Origin of the sequence: Methylophilus sp. UBA6697 (genome assembly GCF_002454655.1) — a bacterium.
Classification (GTDB): Bacteria; Pseudomonadota; Gammaproteobacteria; order Burkholderiales; family Methylophilaceae; genus Methylophilus.
In genome coordinates this window covers 29,613-47,361 of the sequence record NZ_DKJH01000002.1, presented here as the reverse complement: position 1 = coordinate 47,361, position 17,749 = coordinate 29,613, and the positions used below count along the sequence as shown (strand labels likewise).

Genomic DNA, 17,749 nt, shown 5'->3' with positions numbered 1-17,749 from the left:
GACAGGCGCGAAAGCCTTGAATAGAATAGAGTTGAATCTTTTGAATGTTGCAAGCAACTGGCCATCGGATATTTTGTGAACATCGCAGAACAATTACTGAGTGGTATCCTGGACACATTACCGCTGCAAATTGCAGTGATTGATGAGACCAGCAGCATTATTTACGTGAATCAGGCCTGGCGGAAATTCGGGCTACTTTACGGCCTGGACCTGGAAACAGACTGGTTTGGTATCGCTTACCTCGACCTCTGTCGGGCCAATGAAGACACCAATCAGCCGCTATTAGTGGATGGTATTGAGCGCGTACTCAGCGGCTCAATCGAGCACTTCACGACTGACTATTTGTGTCACACGCCAACACAAGAACCCACCTGGCTGACACTTAACCTGCAACCCATGCAAACCACCCTGGCAGATGGCAAGTTATTTTTACTGTCACTGACCAATATCACCCACCACAAACAGACTGAAGACCGCATCTCGGCCCTCACCTTAACCGACCCGCTCACCGGCCTGGCCAATCGCCGCCGCCTGGAACAATTCATGCGTGATGAATGGTCGCGCGCCATCCGCCATCAGTCCAGCCTGAGCGTGATGATGGTCGATGCCGACCACTTCAAACAACTCAATGACAGCATGGGACATGGCGCGGGGGATGATTGCCTGCGCCAATTGGCGGGCATATTGAAACGTTACAGTAACCGCCCGGGGGACTTGGCCGCGCGTTACGGCGGTGAAGAGTTTGTATTGGTACTGGGGCAAACCACACAGCAGGAAGCCGCCAAAATTGCCGAGCGCATCCGGCAGAAAGTCATGGCGCTGGATATCCGCTTCGCCGGCCATCGCCTGATGACCGTGAGCATCGGCGTTGCTTCACTAGGCCTTCAGCAATCGCAGTCACACAAAGAGCAACATGCGCGCAACCACTGGCTTAATTTCAGCGAAGACGGCAATTTGCTGATTGAACAGGCCGATAAGGCTTTATATGTGGCCAAAAAACAGGGCCGCAATCGCGTTGAAGTCTACGATAAACACCATAGACTGACGGTCCCGCTCTCCGTTTAACCAACAACGTAGCGCGCAAACCGTCACCAGGCTTGAAGATTAAGCTGCGCGTTCTTCGAGAATAGCCACTGCTGGCAATGTTTTGCCTTCCAGAAACTCCAGAAAGGCGCCACCGGCCGTAGAAATATAAGACACTTTGTCATAAATATCATACTTCTGGATCGCAGCAATGGTGTCGCCACCACCCGCCAGCGTAAAGGCCTTGGTTTCGGCAATCGCTTTGGCAATCGTTTTGGTGCCTTCACCAAACTGGTCAAACTCAAACACACCCACCGGGCCGTTCCACACCACCGTACCTGCTTTCATAATGATATCGACCAGCTCAGCCGCAGATTGCGCGCCAATATCAAAAATCATTTCGTCGGCAGCCACGTCGGTCGCTGGCTTTCTCACAGCAGGTTCATTGGCATCAAATTGCTTGCCCACCACAACATCTTTGGCAATCGGCACACAGGCGCCGCGCGCTTCCATTTTGCCCATCAGGCATTTCGCGGTTTCAATCAGGTCATTCTCGCATAACGATTTGCCCACTTCCTGACCAGAGGCTTTAAGGAAGGTATTGGCAATACCGCCACCAACCACCAACTGGTCTACCTTATCAGACAAGCTTTCGAGCACGGTCAACTTGGTCGACACTTTGGAGCCGCCAACAATTGCCACCAGTGGACGTGCAGGCGCCAGCAAGGCTTTGCTCAACGCATCCAGCTCTTGTGTCAATAAAATACCGGCACAAGCTACTGGCGCAAACTTGGCGATACCATGCGTAGAAGCTTCGGCACGGTGCGCAGTGCCAAAGGCATCCATCACAAACACATCGCACAATGCGGCGTATTTTTTGGCCAGTTCATCATTGTTTTTCTTTTCACCCACATTGAAGCGACAGTTTTCCAGCAAAATCAGCTGGCCATCTTGCGTGGTCAGACTGTCTTCAGGCGCGTTTGGAGCCAGCCAGTTTTTGACCAGACGCACCGGCTGCCCCAACAACTTACTCATCACATCGGCTACCGGCTGCAATGAGTTCTCTTCACTGTACACACCCTCTTCCGGGCGACCCAAATGCGAAGTCACCATCACTTTTGCGCCTGCCTTTAAGGCAAACTCAATGGTAGGCATGCTGGCCACAATTCTGGCATCACTGGTCACCACGCCGTCTTTCACCGGCACATTGAGGTCGGCACGGATAAACACACGCTTGCCACGCAAGTCGAGGTCGGTCATTTTGATGAATTTCATGAAGGTCTCCCTTGAGCGGTCGCCGCCGCTTGAATATAAACTGGTAAGGATAAAAATATCAGTGACAAAAGCAAACGGGGCATAAAGCCCCGTGCATGATTAAGCAATGTGTTGAACCAGGCGCAGCAGGTTACAGGTGTAACCGTATTCGTTGTCGTACCAGCCAACGACTTTGACAAAAGTCGGGTCCAGCATAATACCGGCATCGGCATCAAACACGCTGGCGGCTGCACTGCTGCGGAAGTCACTGGAAACCACTTTTTCGTTGGTAAATTCCAGTACACCTTTTAACTCACCGTCGGCCGCTTTTTGCATGGCAGCGCAAATCGCTTCATAGGTTGTTTCGTTATTCAGTTCTACGGTTAAATCCACCACAGACACATCGGCTGAAGGGACGCGCATGGCCATACCGGTCAGCTTTTTGTTGAGTGAAGGAATCACTTTACCTACCGCCTTGGCAGCGCCCGTGCTGGAAGGAATAATGTTTTCAAACACGCTGCGGCCACCGCGCCAGTCTTTTTTGGATGTGCCATCGACAGTCAGTTGTGAGGCTGTCGCGGCATGAATAGTGGTCATCAAGCCACGCTTGATACCAAAGGTGTCATGCAATACTTTTGCCAATGGTGCCAGGCCATTGGTGGTACAAGACGCGGCAGAAATAATCGCCTGGCCTGCATATTCGTTATGGTTTACGCCAAACACAAACATAGGCGTGTCATCTTTACCTGGCGCTGATTGCACCACTTTTTTCGCACCGCCACTAATGTGCGGATGGCAGTTGTCCTGTGTCAGGAACGCGCCGGTAGATTCGATGATGATATCTGCACCACCAATACGCCAGTCAATCTTGCTAGGGTCACGTTCTGCGGTCAAATGAATGCGTTTGCCATTTACCACCAGTGCACCATTATCAGTTTCTACCTTGGCATTAAAACGGCCATGGACCGAGTCATACTTGAGCAAATACATCATGTATTCAACATCATATGAACTATTAATCGCTACCACTTCGATGTTGCTGAACTCTTGCTGCTCAATCGCCGCGCGTAACGCCATACGGCCAATTCGTCCAAACCCGTTAATGCCTACCTTGACTGACATATGCTCCCCAACATTGCTTAGAACTAAAACTCAGTATTTTAACCTAAACCACCTATACTGGACAGATTGTAAGTATTTGATTTGATACACGACAAAGCAGAAAAATCATTCAAACACGGCTTCATGCCTGCATGAAGCATCCAACTGATAGAAAGAGAACCTGATGCAAGACACCATTATTCTCGCTGGCGGCTGTTTTTGGGGCATGCAAGACCTGTTCCGACGCCTGCCCGGCGTCATTTCCACACGTGTTGGCTATACCGGCGGCGACATTGCCCATGCCACCTACCGCAATCATGGCAACCATGCAGAGGCCATAGAGGTGGAGTTTGATGCGTCACAGATCAGCCTGCGGCAGTTACTGGTATTCTTTTTCCAGATTCACGACCCGACCACCTTGAACCGCCAGGGCAATGATTTGGGACCATCTTACCGCTCGGCCATTTATTATGCCAATGCGGCACAAAAAGCCGAGGCAGAACAACTGATCACCGACATGAATGCCACGCAGATCTGGCCCGGGAAGGTCGTCACAGAGGTCACGCCTGCCAGCGATTTTTGGCTGGCCGAGCCTGAACACCAGGATTATTTAGTCAAATATCCCACCGGCTATACCTGTCATGGTTTGCGGCAGGAGTGGATTTTGCCACAAGACCGCACAGCGGCCGTGTGGCTATAGATTATTCAGGGGTGACGGTGGGTGGCAACTTGTTTGCCGCGGCAGGCTTGCGTGGCTTGCCGCCCGGACGTCGGCCAGAATGGTGCAAAAAGGTCGCCAGCTCGTTAAGTGCTAATTGATAAACCTCGCGCTTGAACTCAATCACATCTTCAAGTGGCACCCAGTATTCACTCCAGCGCCAGGCATCAAACTCGGGGTGCTCAGTCGCACGTAACGACACATCTGAGTCGCGGCCGGTCAGGCGTAATAAAAACCAGATTTGTTTTTGACCTTTATAACTGCCGCGCCACTCGCGTTTTATCCAGCTGGTCGGTACTTCATAGCGCAGCCAGTCACGGGTACGGCCCAGAATTTTGACGTGCTCGGGCTTGAGGCCTACCTCTTCCATCAGCTCACGATACATCGCTTGTTCCGGCGTTTCACCATATTTGATGCCGCCTTGCGGAAACTGCCACGCATGCTCTCTGATACGCTTGCCCCAAAACACCTGGTTATGTGCATTGCAAAGCACAATCCCAACGTTCGGACGGTATCCATCACGATCTAACATAAAAAACTGCCTTCAATATTTCCTGCAATTTTTTCACACTTTGCCCTTTAATGAAAGGACAACCATCATGCGCCTGCCATAAAACCATGCCTGCTTGACGCAAAAAAAAAGCTCACAGACCGTGAGCTTTTTTTACTTCAATCCTGAAATACTCAGGATTTCATACGGCGCGCAGCCAAACCACCCACAACCAACAGGCCAGCAAACATCATGGCAGACTTATCTGCTTCTGGTACTGGAATCACAGTCATGTTGACGAAAGTGTAATCAGACTGGTTATCACAGTTTTTACAATGAGAGTTAGGATATCCTTTTGCAGCCGTGAAAACGATGCTGTCTACTGAACGGAAACCAAACGGGTTGTTCAATTGCCAGGCACCTGTACCGCCATCTACTGCACCGCTACCGATGGACACCACACTACCTTCGCCAGTCCAGGCCGCAGTGTGTACGCCAGTGGCTGTCAAATAATAAACGCCTGTGCCACCGTCAGCAAAACTGACCAGCATTTTTGCCACTTCTTTCACATCGTTATACTCTGGACCATCAAACAACAATGCCAGGTTAATAGAGGACACAATCACTTCTTTAGAAAATGTACCGGTCAATGTTTCACCGATATCGATTTCACCAGCAGTTCTACCGCCAGCAATACCAACACCAGTAATACCTGCTTGCGATTTCTTCTGGAACGCGCTGCTACCGGCAAAAGTCGCAGTGGTACCATCCGCGAATGTCGTCAGGTAGCTAGATTGCCCGTTCACGAAATTGGAACCTACCACGGTGCCCGTAGTCAAGGCAGAGGCAGATTGCGCGGTTGCCAGTAGCGACACCGACAGCAGCAACTTAAGGCCAGCATAAAATATTTTTTTCATTGTGACTTCCTTATAGATTAAACAATTTGGGATTAAAAAATTCTTTGCCATTTTAAGTCAGCGGACTGAATGTATAAAATAGTCCGTTAGGGTCAAAGGCGAATATTTTGTTTCTTTTCATACATTTACAAATAAAACGCCAAATTCCCACAGTGCATTTATGGTCATATAATTAATACATCTGTCAACCCGATACGCTCACAACCGTTTTATCTTTATGCACTTGCCAATGACACACACCTCTCACGCACCCAAACAACATCGCCTGTACCAACGGTGCAGTAGCCTGCTCTTGCTATTCGTGTGGAGCGCACTCAGTCACGCAGGTAATTTAGCCTACATTACCAACCAGGGCAGTGACACAGTATCGGTAGTCGACACGCAAAAAAAACAGGTCATACAGACGATAGACGTTGGTAAAGCGCCAGTAGGCGTAGCGATTGCGGCAAAGCAGCAGCGCGTTTACATCAGCAATGCCAATAGCCAAAGCGTCTCCGTCATCAACAGCCATACCCAGCAAAAGGTGCAAGACATCCCGGTGCCAGTACAAGCCGTAGGCATCACACTCAGCCGCGATGAGCACACCTTATATGTGGCCGACTGGGGCGGCGAACAGGTGATTGCCGTAGACACGGCACACCCCGAAAAACAAAAAGCCTTCAAGGCGGGTAAAACACCTTCAGGCATGCTGATCAGCGCAGACAACAAAAAATTGTTTATTGCCAACCGCGATAGCAACGACATTACCGTTGTCGACACTAATACGCTGAAAACGCTGGCGCAAATCCCGGTCGGCTTGCACCCGTTCGCTTTAACGCTCAGTCCTGATGGCCGCACACTGTTCGTCGTCAATGTGGTCAGCAACACACTCACCTTACTGAATGTGGATACCTACCAATCGAGCACAGTAAAAACCGGGCAGCACCCTTATGGCGTTGCCATTAGCCCGGACAGTCGCTGGGCCTATGTCAGCAACAATCATGCAGAAAGCGTTTCGGTGATTGATTTAAACACAGGGAAAACCGTGAAAACGGTTACCGTCGGCGAGTTCCCTGAAGGGATTGAGTATGACAAAGCGACCAATCAAATCGTCGTTGCCAATTGGGGATCAGACACTGTTTCAATGATTGACGCCCAGACAAACACCGTCACGCACACCATTGCCAGCCCCAAACTATGCCGGTCATTTGGGCAATTTATACTTCAGGCCAAATAAAATTTGTTTTTTTCACAGGATGACCCATGAATTAGTCGCAAAGAAGCTTTTTTTTAGGTAAAGTCACGGGTTGTTTTTGAAACTCCAAGACCGCTTACTTTTATCAAGTACCGCTTACTTTTAGTTTTGAAAGTCTGTAAATATCAGGAGAAATGTAATGAAAAAAATTCTAGGCATTATTGCTGTTTCTTTATTGCCGCTGATCCCTCTGACTGCTGGCGCACACGGTGCGGCTGCGTTACGTTTTGAAAAAACCGTCACCATCAAGGCAGCACCGGCAAAAGTCTGGGCATTGCTCAAAGACTTTGGCAATGTACAAGCTTGGCACGCAGGCGTTGAATCAACCACTGTAGAGCAGAAAAAAGATGAAAACGGTGATGACGCCACTTATCGCACCGTTAAACTGAAAAACGGCGGCGTGATGTACGAAAAACTGCGCTCTGCCGACGATGCAGGCATGCGCTTGAAATATGAATACGTGATTGAAAAAAGCACCTTGCAAGTGTCTAACTTTTACCCAAGCATCACTGTGACCGGCAGCGGCAACGAATCAGTGGTAACGGTTAAAGGCAGCTACACACGTGCTGATTCTTCAAACATCCCAAAACCTGAACAAAATGACGACGCTGCAACCAAAGCAGTCAACGATTATTTTGATGCTGGTCTGGAAAGCCTGAAAAAGGTCGCCGAATCGGGAAAGTAATTAGCCAGGGTTCTGGTAAGCGCACGCAAGGCAACAGCAAACCCTGGTGGAAGTTCTGGTAAGTCTTACGTTGTAAACAACAGTTTTTGCAAATGCAGCGTTTGGTCAAAAGCTAAACACTGACACCAAATAAAGGGATTGTGTACCACACAATCCCTTTTTTGCATCTGAAGCACCCGCTCTGCCCCCTGACCAAAAACATCACCTGCATTGCCAAAGATTGGCGATCGCTGTCACTTTACGTCATCTTTTATTTTGCCCGTCTAGCCAAAAAATCTTGAATTCAATTCGAAGAAATAAAGCATAAAACCCCTTTAATTCATATTTTTCAACAAGTTAACAACAGAAATAAGGAGCTGGCACAGCTGTTGCTTTAGGGTTTAGCGAACACTGTTGGAAAAGCAGTGAATGAAACAGAAGATGTTCACTTTAAACTTGACTCAAAAGGAAAACATAATGAAAAAACACGTACAACAAGGTTTTACCCTGATTGAATTGATGATCGTTGTTGCCATTATCGGTATTTTGGCTTCTGTAGCGATTCCGGCATACACCGACTACGTACAATCTGCACACGATGGTGCATGTATGGAAGAAGCGACTGCATATTCCAAGCGTGCATATACACAATTAAGCTTAGGCAACGTAATGACTGACTACGCTGCCTCAAATTGTGCAGGCGTGGTCGCCCCTACTGCTATCAATGCCACTCCATTGGTATTCACACCCAACCAGGGCACTGGCAAAACCGTTTCCTGCCTTATGACTAATGCTGGTGCTTGCAGATTAGTAGGCCCTTAATATAACGCTAACATTCGAGCTTCTCATCTTAAACCCCTGCGTACAAACGCAGGGGTTTTTGCTGAGGAAAGAGGAGTGATGGCATCATTGATAACTCACTCAAACTACCCCCCCCAAAAAATGCAATTGCATTATCACAAAGAATTACGCTTCAGATTAAGCGCCAACCTCGTCTAAAAGTACATGCCAAGAACCTGCAGCTACAAGACTAATAGGACCGATTGATTAGCAAGCATCCATCAGAGAATGAGCGTGCTGCTGTTATACTAAAAGACTATATTTTATGTCTAAAAAACTCATGTTACAGCGTATCAGCATCAACGAACAAGCTGGCACCACTGCAACCATCATCTGGCTCCACGGCCTAGGCGCTGATGGCCATGACTTTGAGCCCGTGGTTCAAATGCTCAATCTGCCGCATATCAAATTTATCCTGCCACATGCGCCTTATAGGCCTGTTACCCTCAATAACGGTTACGAAATGCGTGCCTGGTATGACATTTTTGGGTTGCAGTCAGAAAGCACTCAAGATGAAGTTGGCATCAACAATATGCAGGCAACAATTAATGCCATGATTGAATCAGAGATTGCACGTGGCATCCCTTCGCAACGTATTTTACTGGCGGGGTTTTCACAGGGTGGTGCAATGGCTTTGCACACGGCAACGCGCTTTGATCGACCTTTGGCTGGCGTATTGGCGCTCTCTACTTATTTGCCCTTAAAGAATCAGCTCACAGAAAAACAGCATCCTGCCAACCAGCAATTACCGATCTGGATGGCACATGGACGACAAGACAGTGTCATTACACTGGCGACTGCGCAATCGTCGCGGCAAACGCTAGAGGCTGCGGGTTATGCGGTGGAATGGCACGAATACGACATGCCGCACAGTGTATGTGAAGAAGAAATCAACGATATTCGCCAATTTCTGCTGCGCGTTTTACCTGCCTGATCTATCCCTCGTACACATGAGAATAATCCCGCAAGCTTGGGGAGTTTTGTTAAAATAGCTGGCGTTTTCACAGGCTAATTTTCATGAGTGCTTCCAAAAAGTCACCGTCTACGGTGAATGATCAACAAACTTTTGCTGAGCGACTGGCGGCATTGGACTCCATCGTTAAAAGTATGGAGTCTGGCGAACTGCCACTGGAAGCCGCATTAACGGCTTACACTGAGGGCATGCAATTATTGCAAGTGTGTCAGGAATCACTGCAGCAAGCCGAACAAACCGTGATGATCTTGAACCAGCAGCAACAACTGACTCCTTTTGAGGCCAATTAACGCGCCTGCTTTCTTTTGTCTTTAGTCATGACTCAGCCTCCATTTGTTTTTGATCATTGGGCCAGCGCACATCAGCAACGCGTTGAAGAGGTATTGTCACGTACGCTGCCAAGTGAGAACACGTTGCCTGGCCGCCTGCATGAGGCCATGCGTTATGCGGTGCTAGGCGGGGGCAAGCGTGTGCGCGCCTTGTTAAGTTATGCTGCGGCAGAACTGGCTGGGGCGACACCAAACGCGGCGGATGCATCAGCAGCGGCAGTGGAACTGATCCACGCTTTTTCACTGGTGCATGATGATATGCCGTGCATGGACGATGACGACCTGCGCCGCGGCAAGCCTAGCTGCCACAAACAATATGACGATGCAACCGCCTTGCTGGTGGGCGATGCGTTACAAAGCCAGGCCTTTGAATGCCTGGCCAGCACCAGTGCACTGCAAGCTTTAAAACAAGTACAAGTATTGGCAACAGCGACCGGTTCGCGCGGCATGTGTGGTGGCCAGAGCATAGACTTGCAAAGCACCGGCAAATTGCTGTCACGTGAGGCATTGCAAACCATGCACCAGTACAAAACGGGCGCCCTGATTGAAGCAGCAGCCTTACTGGGTGCTTATGCAGCGGACCACACGCATCAGCAACTCATCACGGCCTTAGAGCAATATAGTCAGCATATGGGGCTGGCATTCCAGGTGGTCGATGATATTCTCGACGCCACCGCAGATACACAGACACTGGGCAAAACCGCAGGCAAAGATGCTTTACAGGAAAAATCGACCTACGTCAGCCTGCTTGGTTTGGAAGAGGCGAAAGCGCTGGTAAACACCCTGTACGCGCAAACATTGCAGTTACTGGCGAGCTTCGGCCCGCAGGCAGACCCGCTACGCGGCATTGCCAAATTTATTTGTGAGCGCCCATTTTAATCATGACTTCGCTGCTGTCCCGCATTGACTCCCCTACCGACCTCCGCACGCTGGAGCGCTCGCAGCTCAAAGTGCTGGCGGCAGAACTACGCGCATTCCTGATTCAAAGCGTATCGCAAACGGGCGGCCATCTGGCCTCTAACCTGGGTGTGGTTGAACTCACCATCGCATTACATTACATCTACAACACGCCTGATGATCGCCTGGTGTGGGATGTCGGCCACCAAACCTACCCGCACAAAATTCTAACTGGCCGCCGCGAAGCCATGGCTAATTTGCGCAAAGCGGGAGGCATTGCCGGCTTCCCCAAGCGCGATGAGAGCGAATACGACACGTTTGGCACCGGCCATTCCAGCACCTCGATTTCAGCCGCGTTAGGCATGGCTGTTGCTGCCAAAGCACAAGGCTCGAATCGCCGCAGCGTGGCGATCATTGGCGATGGCGCCATGACGGCGGGCATGGCATTTGAAGCTTTGAATAATGCTGGCGACATGGATACCAATATTCTGGTAATCCTCAATGATAACGACATGAGCATCTCCAACAACGTCGGCGCGCTTAACAATTACCTTGCTCGCTTAATGTCCGGCAAACTGTATGACAGCGTGCGCCGCAGCGGCAAAAAAGTGCTGGATATCATGCCGCCGGTGAAGGAATTCGCGCGACGTGCCGAAGAACATGCCAAAGGCATGGTGACGCCAGGAACGCTATTTGAAGAATTCGGTTTCAACTATATTGGCCCGATTGACGGCCACGATATCGACACCCTGATCGATACGCTGGGTAATATCCGCCAGCTGCAAGGCCCCCAATTTTTGCATGTCGTGACACAAAAAGGCAAAGGCTACAGCCCGGCCGAAGCGAATCCGAACAAATACCATGGTGTGAGCAAGTTTGACCCGCAAAACGGGCATAGCCTAAGCCATAGTGAGCGACCAAGTTATACGCAAATATTCGGCGACTGGCTGGTCGACATGGCCGCAGCAGATGACAAACTGGTCGGCATCACGCCTGCCATGTGTGATGGTTCCGGCCTCAACCGCTTTGCTGACGCCTATCCACAACGCTATTTTGATGTGGGCATTGCCGAGCAGCATGCGCTGACATTTGCTGCGGGCATGGCCTGTGACGGCCTGAAGCCAGTGGTGGCGATTTACTCGACCTTTTTGCAACGCGCGTATGACCAATTGATTCATGATATCGCCTTGCAAGACCTGGACGTATTACTGGCAATTGACCGTGCTGGCCTGGTTGGCGCCGATGGCCCGACACATGCCGGCAGCTTTGATTTAAGCTTTTTACGCTGTATCCCCAATATCGTCATCATGGCGCCTAGCGATGAAAACGAGTGCCGCCAAATGCTGACGACTGGTTACCAGTATTCGGGCACCGCCGCCGTACGCTATCCACGCGGCAGTGGCATAGGCGCCAGTATTTCGCCAGCCTTAGAATCACTGCCTATTGGCAAAGCACACTTGGTGCGCCACGGTAACAAAGTCGCCATTCTGGCTTTTGGCAGCATGCTGCAACCAGCGCTACAAGCAGCAGAAGCCTTCGATGCCAGCGTAGTCAATATGCGTTTTATCAAACCGCTCGATGAAGCCATAGTGCTGGAAATGGCGCGCACGCACGATTACCTGCTCACTGTGGAAGAAAATGCCGTGATGGGTGGCGCTGGCGCAGCTGTGATGGAATGTTTGCAAGCGCATGGCATGGCCAAACCGATACGCTGCCTCGGCTTGCCAGACCAATTCATCGAGCATGGCAGCCACGAAACTATGCTGGCCGAATGTGGTCTAGACAACAACGGTATCAAGTCTGCTATTGAGAAATTAATTTCCGAGTAGTAAACTCAACTATTAATTAACTGGCGGGAATGCCCGCGATGGAACCCTGATGAATCAACCCGTGATCCCCACAACGATCGAAGATGTACAGAATACGCCAGACGTGCGTAGACTGGATATCAACAAAGTCGGTATCAAATCTATTCGCCACCCGGTGATTGTCAAAGACAAATCTGGTGGTGAGCAACATACTGTGGCCCTGTTTGATATGTATGTGCATTTGCCACATAACTTCAAAGGCACGCATATGTCTCGCTTTGTCGAGATTTTGAACATGAATGAGCACGCCATTTCGATCGACTCATTCGAAACCATTTTGCGTCAAATGGTAGAACGGCTGGAAGCTGAATCCGGTTATGTGGAAATGCGTTTCCCTTATTTCATCAACAAGGCCGCGCCGGTTTCCGGCGTCAAAAGCTTGCTGGATTATGATGTGACCTTTATTGGTGAGATCAAACAAGGTAATTTTGAAATCACCGTCAAAGTCATGGTACCAGTTACCAGCCTGTGTCCATGCAGCAAAAAAATCTCCGACTATGGCGCACACAATCAGCGCTCGCATGTCACAGTGACAGCCCTCTTGAATGACTTTATGTGGCTGGAAGACCTGGTGACACTGATTGAAGATCAGGCCTCTTGCCAACTGTATGGTTTACTCAAACGCCCGGATGAAAAGTTTGTGACCGAGCGTGCTTATGACAATCCAAAATTCGTCGAAGATATGGTGCGCGACGTCGCTGCACAGCTCAATGATGAAAAACGTATTGTGAAATATGTGGTTGAATCAGAGAACTTTGAGTCTATCCACAACCACAGCGCGTACGCTCTGATTGAGCGTGATAAACGCGTCAATTAATCGTCGCAATAGAAATAAAAACAGCCCGCATGCGGGCTGTTTTACTTTGATCGGCTGTCATTGCATCAATGGCTAAACATGCCTTTACGGGCATAGGGTTGTGATAGATGCAAGCCAAGTGCCACAATAATGGCACCGAGTAGCGGAAATAAAGCCGCCAGTGTAAACGTCAGTTGCCCGCCCAGGTATTGTAAGGCAAACCCTCCCAGCAAACCACCCAGCGCCCCGCCGATGCCATATGCCACACTGTTATAAATGGCCTGCCCTTTGGCCTGGTGGCGGCCATTAAAATATTGCGTCACGACTTCTACTGATGCCGCATGGAAACTGCCAAAAGTGAAGGCATGCATGGTTTGCGCCAGCAACAATAACCATAAGTGATCCGGTACCAGGCCCATCATGGTGAACCGCACCACGCCAATCAGCAGGCTCGCCAGCAAAATGGTTTTGAGTTTAAAGTGTGTCATGATCCAAGGCATCTTGATAAAAATGCCAATTTCGCAAATCACGCCCAGTCCCCATAACCAGCCTATCATGCCTTTGCTGTAGCCATGCTCAGCCAGGTAGATAGAGTAAAAGTTGTACATCAGACCATGCGCTGTCACCATCATGGCGCAACCCACCAGCAACGAAATCACGGCAGGCTGCTTCAATATTTGCCACACGGAGAAATCGTCATGTGCATGCGGCGGCACATGCGCTTCAGGCAACTTCCACGTCAGTCCAAACAAGGTACATTGCACCAGTAAAATAAACCAGAGCAGGCTGCCAATACCAAACCAGTCAGTCAGATATCCCAACAGTACCGAGGCAAAAATAAAGCCCCACGAGCCCCACAAGCGGATTTTGCTGTAATGGCCGTTAGTGCTGGCCAAATGCGCCAGTACCAGTGACTCTGACAATGGCAAGGTCGAGCTGGTAAACAAACTGAGGGCGATCATCACTACAAACATGGTGGTGAAATCATGCGCCCAGAAAATGGCGATAAATCCGAGCAAGCCAAGAAAAGCAGTGGTGCGTATCCAGCGTACACGCTGTCGTGTGTGATCCGCCAGCCAGCCCCACAAATTAGGCGCCACAATACGGCTGAGCTGGAACAAGGACATCAGAATGCCAATATCGGCCGGGGAAAAGGATTCTGCGGTCAGGTACAAGCCCCAGTAAGGGACAAACGCACCGACAAAGAAGTAATAGATAAAATAGAAACGCGAGAGATTAAAGTGTAAGGCGTGACTCATAACATACTCGCGCGTTGGTAAATATCGCCCAAGACTGTGCCTGGGCGTTGAAAGACATTACAGCGTCGGCACCTTGGAATGCACGTCTGCATTCTGGCCACGGTTGCGCAAGGCATGATCCATCAACACCAGCGCCAGCATAGCCTCCACGATCGGCGTCGCACGGATGCCGACACATGGATCGTGGCGACCAGTGGTTTGCATCATCACCGCCTCACCTGCCTGGTTGATAGAATGCCTTTGTTGCGGAATGCTGGACGTTGGCTTGAACGCGACATTGACCACGATGTCCTGGCCACTTGATATCCCACCCAAAATGCCTCCGGCATGATTGGTAGCAAAACCTTGAGGTGTCAGTTCATCGCTGTGCACGCTACCACGCTGGGCAATTGAAGCAAAACCAGCACCAATTTCTACGCCTTTCACAGCGTTAATGCCCATCATGGCGTGCGCAATATCGGCATCCAGGCGGTCAAATACAGGCTCGCCCAAGCCGACCGGCACTTTCTCGGCTACCACGGTAATCTGTGCACCCACTGAGTCGCGCTCGCTGCGGATCTGGTCCATATAGGCTTCCAGTTGCGGCAAGATCTCGACATTGGGTGAAAAGAAGGCATTGCCTTCTTGCGCCAGTGCATCCCAGTTCACAAACGGAATCTTGATTTCGCCAATCTGGCTTAAATAACCGCGAATCTGCACGCCGTATTGTTGCTTGAGCCATTTTTTGGCAATCGCACCAGCCGCCACGCGCACAGCAGTTTCACGCGCACTGGAGCGGCCACCACCACGGTAATCGCGGATGCCATATTTTTGCGTATAGGTATAATCCGCATGGCCGGGACGGAAGGTATCCATGATTTTGCTGTAATCTTGCGAACGCTGGTCAGTGTTGCGGATCAACAAGCCAATTGGTGTGCCCGTGGTTTTACCTTCAAACACGCCAGACAGAATTTCCACTTCGTCCGCCTCAGCGCGCTGGGTCACATGGCGCGACGTCCCCGGTTTGCGGCGGTCGAGGTCCACTTGCAAATCTGCCGCACTCAGCTCCAGCCCAGGCGGGCAACCATCGACAATGCCGCCAATGCCTGGGCCATGTGACTCGCCAAACGAGGTCAAGGTAAACAAGGTGCCGATGGTATTGCCAGACATGCGATTTTCCCACTGAATAATTTTCTTTATTTTAGCATAGACTGGCCAGCCACCTGTTCGCGGGTTGATTTCCCGCCGGTGAACGCTTATGCTGGAACGGCAATTTTACCTGGGATGACAATGGCAAAACGTAAACATACGCACCGTAAGCACAGACTGCTGGGCGCCGATAACCCGGCACTCATCGAGAACCCTGCAGGTCCGCCCCTACCTGCTGCCTGTATCCACAAAATTTGCTACAACGCGCAAGATATCCTGTCCGCCCAGCTCACCATGCAGGAGATCGTCAATTGGCAGCCACCCGCCGGGCATGTCGCCTGGATCAATGTGCATGGCGTACTTGATATTCCCTTGTTACAAGCGGTCGCCCGCCGGTTCAAATTGCACCCGCTGGTACTGGATGATATTTTAAATACCGAGCAGCGGCCTAAACTCGACACCTATCCGGACTACCTGTTTCTGGAAACACGCCTGTTTTACTACGATACAGAAAGCATGAGCGTCAGCTCTGAGCAAATCAGCATGGCTTTGGGACGTGAGTGGCTGCTCACTTTCCAGGAAAGACCTTCCGGCAGTTTTGAACCAGTGCGCGAACGCTTGCGCCAAGGCCAGGCATTATTGCGCCAGAGCGGCCCTGACTATTTATGCTACGCCCTGCTGGATAGCCTGATGGAACGTTACTTTCAGGTGCTGGAAGCCATTAATGAGGATGCCGAGCAACTTGAAAACCAATTACTGGATCGCCCCAGCCCAGAAGACTTGCAAAATATCCACCGCCTCAAACATGTCACGATACAGCTGCGGCGCGCGGTGTGGCCATTGCGTGAAGTACTGAATAGCCTGATTCGTAATGAACACGGATTTTTTAGTCCGCAAACGGTGCCTTATTTGCGTGACCTGTATGACCATACCGTGCATTTCACAGAATCACTGGAAGCGATTCGCGACACCTTAAGTGGCCTGATGGATATATACATGACCAGCCTCAGCCAGCGCGTGAATCTGGAGGTGCGTGCGCTGACCGTCGTCGCCATGCTGTTTATGCCTGCCACCCTGATTGCCGGGATTTTTGGCATGAACTTTAACGAAATGCCGTGGTTAAAAGACCCCGATGGCTTTTGGTGGGCAATATTGATGATGTTACTGATTGCGGTGGCGATGTTGCTGGTGTTCTGGCGACGGCAATGGCTGAGTAGCCGCCGCGATTCTTAGCAGCTTAAGCGGCCAGCAGTTCAGGGCGTGGCAATTGCTTGATCACATCCTGCAACTCGTAATACAACGCCATGTAATCTTGCGCGGCAGCACTGTCGGCATCATACTCAAACACGTGTTGTCCCATGCGCGCACTCTCGGCCAATGCGGCATGCTCATGTATCTTGCTGATCAGCACCTCGCTGCCAAACAGGCGGCGCATTTCCTGCTCTACCTCAGTGGCCATCGCCTTGTGTTTATCGGCACGCGTGAGTAAATAGCGGCGCTGTATTTTCCGTTTTAATACTGGTTGCAAGGCATTCAGTGCCTTATCCATCTTAACGGCAGAATTGATTGACAGATAGTCGGTGGACACCGGTACCAGCACCAGATCACTGGCAAATACTGCACTCAGTGAAATCACGCCAATACACGGGCAACAATCCATAAAGACTTCCAGCGCCGGTTGTGCGTCTTCGAGAACGCGCAAGCCTTGGCCCAGCCGGCCTAATGTCGCCGGGCCACGACCAAACTGTGAGTCGACCTTCATTAATTCAGAGTTGGCCGGAATCAATTGCAGGCCATTACGTAAAGGCTGGCACAAGGTATCCAGTGGTGTCGCATCCTGATAAAACCTGAACAAGTGCTGCTGCAGATCAAGGCCGGTGTGCTTGTACATCTCGGTGAGCCTGGCTTGAGGATCCATATCCAGCAAGGCTACCTGACGCTTTTTACGATAACTGGCAGCGGCCAGATTAAGTGCAGTGGTGGTCGCACCCACTCCCGCCTTCTGATTAAAAATAGCAATTTTCAACATGATCAAGTTTGCTCGGCACGGTGTTAAACATCAAAATGTTGCAAGCGATGCATGTCATCATAAACGATGTTGACAGCAGAGACCACCCCGCTCGCGGCGAGCTTGTGCATGGAGAATGTGCAGGTAGAAAAAAAGAAACCCGCTAATGCGGGTTAAAAGGGGGTTTGGATCAGGAGGAAATCAATGCTAGTCGTTGAAGATCAACTAAACCAGCCATCAAACAAAACAT

The 17,749-nt window shown here is 50.4% G+C and carries 18 protein-coding genes; 11 read left to right on the top strand and 7 right to left on the bottom strand.

The genetic code is table 11. The annotated features are described in order from the left end of the window. Window positions 1-75: 75 nt before the first annotated feature. Entirely contained in the window at window positions 76-1,065 is a 990-nt protein-coding gene (locus B3355_RS01010; RefSeq protein WP_292779377.1) for a GGDEF domain-containing protein, read from the top strand. Between the two features lie 39 nt (window positions 1,066-1,104). Here B3355_RS01010 and B3355_RS01005 read toward each other — a convergent pair whose 3' ends face one another. Then, complete coding sequence (locus tag B3355_RS01005; RefSeq protein ID WP_292779374.1) at window positions 1,105-2,298, bottom strand: phosphoglycerate kinase; 1,194 nt, start codon at window positions 2,296-2,298, stop codon at window positions 1,105-1,107. 99 nt (window positions 2,299-2,397) lie between these two features. Continuing rightward, window positions 2,398-3,399 (bottom strand): type I glyceraldehyde-3-phosphate dehydrogenase, encoded by a 1,002-nt coding sequence (gene gap / locus B3355_RS01000; protein WP_019881355.1) that lies wholly within the window; start codon window positions 3,397-3,399, stop codon window positions 2,398-2,400. A gap of 163 nt (window positions 3,400-3,562) precedes the next feature. Here gap and msrA point away from each other — a divergent pair, with 163 nt between their 5' ends. Beyond that, window positions 3,563-4,078, top strand: a complete 516-nt coding sequence (gene msrA, locus B3355_RS00995) for a peptide-methionine (S)-S-oxide reductase MsrA (protein WP_292779368.1) — start codon at window positions 3,563-3,565, stop codon at window positions 4,076-4,078. A gap of 1 nt (window position 4,079) precedes the next feature. Here msrA and B3355_RS00990 read toward each other — a convergent pair whose 3' ends face one another. Together B3355_RS00990 and B3355_RS00985 are read right to left on the bottom strand one after the other, a co-directional pair. Further along, window positions 4,080-4,628, bottom strand: a complete 549-nt coding sequence (locus B3355_RS00990; protein WP_024929439.1) for an RNA pyrophosphohydrolase — start codon at window positions 4,626-4,628, stop codon at window positions 4,080-4,082. 152 nt (window positions 4,629-4,780) lie between these two features. Then, on the bottom strand, window positions 4,781-5,503 hold the full coding sequence (locus B3355_RS00985) for a hypothetical protein (RefSeq protein ID WP_047514859.1): 723 nt from the start codon (window positions 5,501-5,503) through the stop codon (window positions 4,781-4,783). A 229-nt stretch (window positions 5,504-5,732) separates the two neighbouring features. Between B3355_RS00985 and B3355_RS00980 the strand changes: the two genes are divergently transcribed. The 8 genes from B3355_RS00980 to folE2 all read left to right on the top strand — a co-directional run bounded on the left by B3355_RS00980 (window position 5,733) and on the right by folE2 (window position 13,125). Continuing rightward, window positions 5,733-6,719, top strand: a complete 987-nt coding sequence (locus B3355_RS00980; protein WP_292779361.1) for a beta-propeller fold lactonase family protein — start codon at window positions 5,733-5,735, stop codon at window positions 6,717-6,719. A 157-nt stretch (window positions 6,720-6,876) separates the two neighbouring features. Next, window positions 6,877-7,422, top strand: a complete 546-nt coding sequence (locus B3355_RS00975) for an SRPBCC family protein (protein ID WP_292779358.1) — start codon at window positions 6,877-6,879, stop codon at window positions 7,420-7,422. A gap of 456 nt (window positions 7,423-7,878) precedes the next feature. After that, window positions 7,879-8,223 (top strand): pilin, encoded by a 345-nt coding sequence (locus tag B3355_RS00970; protein ID WP_292779355.1) that lies wholly within the window; start codon window positions 7,879-7,881, stop codon window positions 8,221-8,223. Window positions 8,224-8,506: 283 nt separating this feature from the next. Next, window positions 8,507-9,175: an alpha/beta hydrolase gene (locus tag B3355_RS00965; protein WP_414683404.1), complete on the top strand. Its 669-nt coding sequence runs from the start codon at window positions 8,507-8,509 to the stop codon at window positions 9,173-9,175. Between the two features lie 83 nt (window positions 9,176-9,258). After that, window positions 9,259-9,504, top strand: coding sequence for an exodeoxyribonuclease VII small subunit (xseB, locus tag B3355_RS00960; protein WP_292779352.1), 246 nt, complete (start codon window positions 9,259-9,261; stop codon window positions 9,502-9,504). 27 nt (window positions 9,505-9,531) lie between these two features. Then, entirely contained in the window at window positions 9,532-10,422 is an 891-nt protein-coding gene (locus B3355_RS00955; protein ID WP_292779349.1) for a polyprenyl synthetase family protein, read from the top strand. Between the two features lie 2 nt (window positions 10,423-10,424). After that, window positions 10,425-12,269: a 1-deoxy-D-xylulose-5-phosphate synthase gene (dxs, locus tag B3355_RS00950; protein ID WP_292779346.1), complete on the top strand. Its 1,845-nt coding sequence runs from the start codon at window positions 10,425-10,427 to the stop codon at window positions 12,267-12,269. A 49-nt stretch (window positions 12,270-12,318) separates the two neighbouring features. Next, window positions 12,319-13,125, top strand: coding sequence for a GTP cyclohydrolase FolE2 (folE2, locus tag B3355_RS00945; protein WP_019881342.1), 807 nt, complete (start codon window positions 12,319-12,321; stop codon window positions 13,123-13,125). A 65-nt stretch (window positions 13,126-13,190) separates the two neighbouring features. Here folE2 and B3355_RS00940 read toward each other — a convergent pair whose 3' ends face one another. Further along, window positions 13,191-14,363: an MFS transporter gene (locus B3355_RS00940; RefSeq protein WP_292779341.1), complete on the bottom strand. Its 1,173-nt coding sequence runs from the start codon at window positions 14,361-14,363 to the stop codon at window positions 13,191-13,193. Window positions 14,364-14,420: 57 nt separating this feature from the next. Continuing rightward, window positions 14,421-15,512, bottom strand: a complete 1,092-nt coding sequence (gene aroC / locus B3355_RS00935) for a chorismate synthase (protein WP_292779338.1) — start codon at window positions 15,510-15,512, stop codon at window positions 14,421-14,423. A gap of 120 nt (window positions 15,513-15,632) precedes the next feature. On the opposite strand from aroC, the gene corA reads away from it, so the two are divergent. Further along, the gene (gene corA, locus B3355_RS00930) at window positions 15,633-16,724 is read left to right on the top strand and encodes a magnesium/cobalt transporter CorA (RefSeq protein ID WP_292779335.1); all 1,092 of its coding nucleotides are present in this window, start codon (window positions 15,633-15,635) and stop codon (window positions 16,722-16,724) included. A gap of 4 nt (window positions 16,725-16,728) precedes the next feature. Here corA and B3355_RS00925 read toward each other — a convergent pair whose 3' ends face one another. Beyond that, complete coding sequence (locus B3355_RS00925) at window positions 16,729-17,520, bottom strand: ParA family protein (protein WP_292779332.1); 792 nt, start codon at window positions 17,518-17,520, stop codon at window positions 16,729-16,731. Between the last annotated feature and the right edge of the window lie 229 nt (window positions 17,521-17,749).

Bases quoted from the DNA above. Each gene is read 5' to 3' on its own strand.
- B3355_RS01005 (WP_292779374.1), bottom strand. From the start codon at position 2,298: ATGAAATTCATCAAAATGACCGACCTCGACTTGCGTGGCAAGCGTGTG.
- gap (WP_019881355.1), bottom strand. From the start codon at position 3,399: ATGTCAGTCAAGGTAGGCATTAACGGGTTTGGACGAATTGGCCGTATG.
- msrA (WP_292779368.1), top strand. From the start codon at position 3,563: ATGCAAGACACCATTATTCTCGCTGGCGGCTGTTTTTGGGGCATGCAA.
- B3355_RS00990 (WP_024929439.1), bottom strand. From the start codon at position 4,628: ATGTTAGATCGTGATGGATACCGTCCGAACGTTGGGATTGTGCTTTGC.
- B3355_RS00985 (WP_047514859.1), bottom strand. From the start codon at position 5,503: ATGAAAAAAATATTTTATGCTGGCCTTAAGTTGCTGCTGTCGGTGTCG.
- B3355_RS00980 (WP_292779361.1), top strand. From the start codon at position 5,733: ATGACACACACCTCTCACGCACCCAAACAACATCGCCTGTACCAACGG.
- B3355_RS00975 (WP_292779358.1), top strand. From the start codon at position 6,877: ATGAAAAAAATTCTAGGCATTATTGCTGTTTCTTTATTGCCGCTGATC.
- B3355_RS00970 (WP_292779355.1), top strand. From the start codon at position 7,879: ATGAAAAAACACGTACAACAAGGTTTTACCCTGATTGAATTGATGATC.
- B3355_RS00965 (WP_414683404.1), top strand. From the start codon at position 8,507: ATGTCTAAAAAACTCATGTTACAGCGTATCAGCATCAACGAACAAGCT.
- xseB (WP_292779352.1), top strand. From the start codon at position 9,259: ATGAGTGCTTCCAAAAAGTCACCGTCTACGGTGAATGATCAACAAACT.
- B3355_RS00955 (WP_292779349.1), top strand. From the start codon at position 9,532: ATGACTCAGCCTCCATTTGTTTTTGATCATTGGGCCAGCGCACATCAG.
- dxs (WP_292779346.1), top strand. From the start codon at position 10,425: ATGACTTCGCTGCTGTCCCGCATTGACTCCCCTACCGACCTCCGCACG.
- folE2 (WP_019881342.1), top strand. From the start codon at position 12,319: ATGAATCAACCCGTGATCCCCACAACGATCGAAGATGTACAGAATACG.
- B3355_RS00940 (WP_292779341.1), bottom strand. From the start codon at position 14,363: ATGAGTCACGCCTTACACTTTAATCTCTCGCGTTTCTATTTTATCTAT.
- aroC (WP_292779338.1), bottom strand. From the start codon at position 15,512: ATGTCTGGCAATACCATCGGCACCTTGTTTACCTTGACCTCGTTTGGC.
- corA (WP_292779335.1), top strand. From the start codon at position 15,633: ATGGCAAAACGTAAACATACGCACCGTAAGCACAGACTGCTGGGCGCC.
- B3355_RS00925 (WP_292779332.1), bottom strand. From the start codon at position 17,520: ATGTTGAAAATTGCTATTTTTAATCAGAAGGCGGGAGTGGGTGCGACC.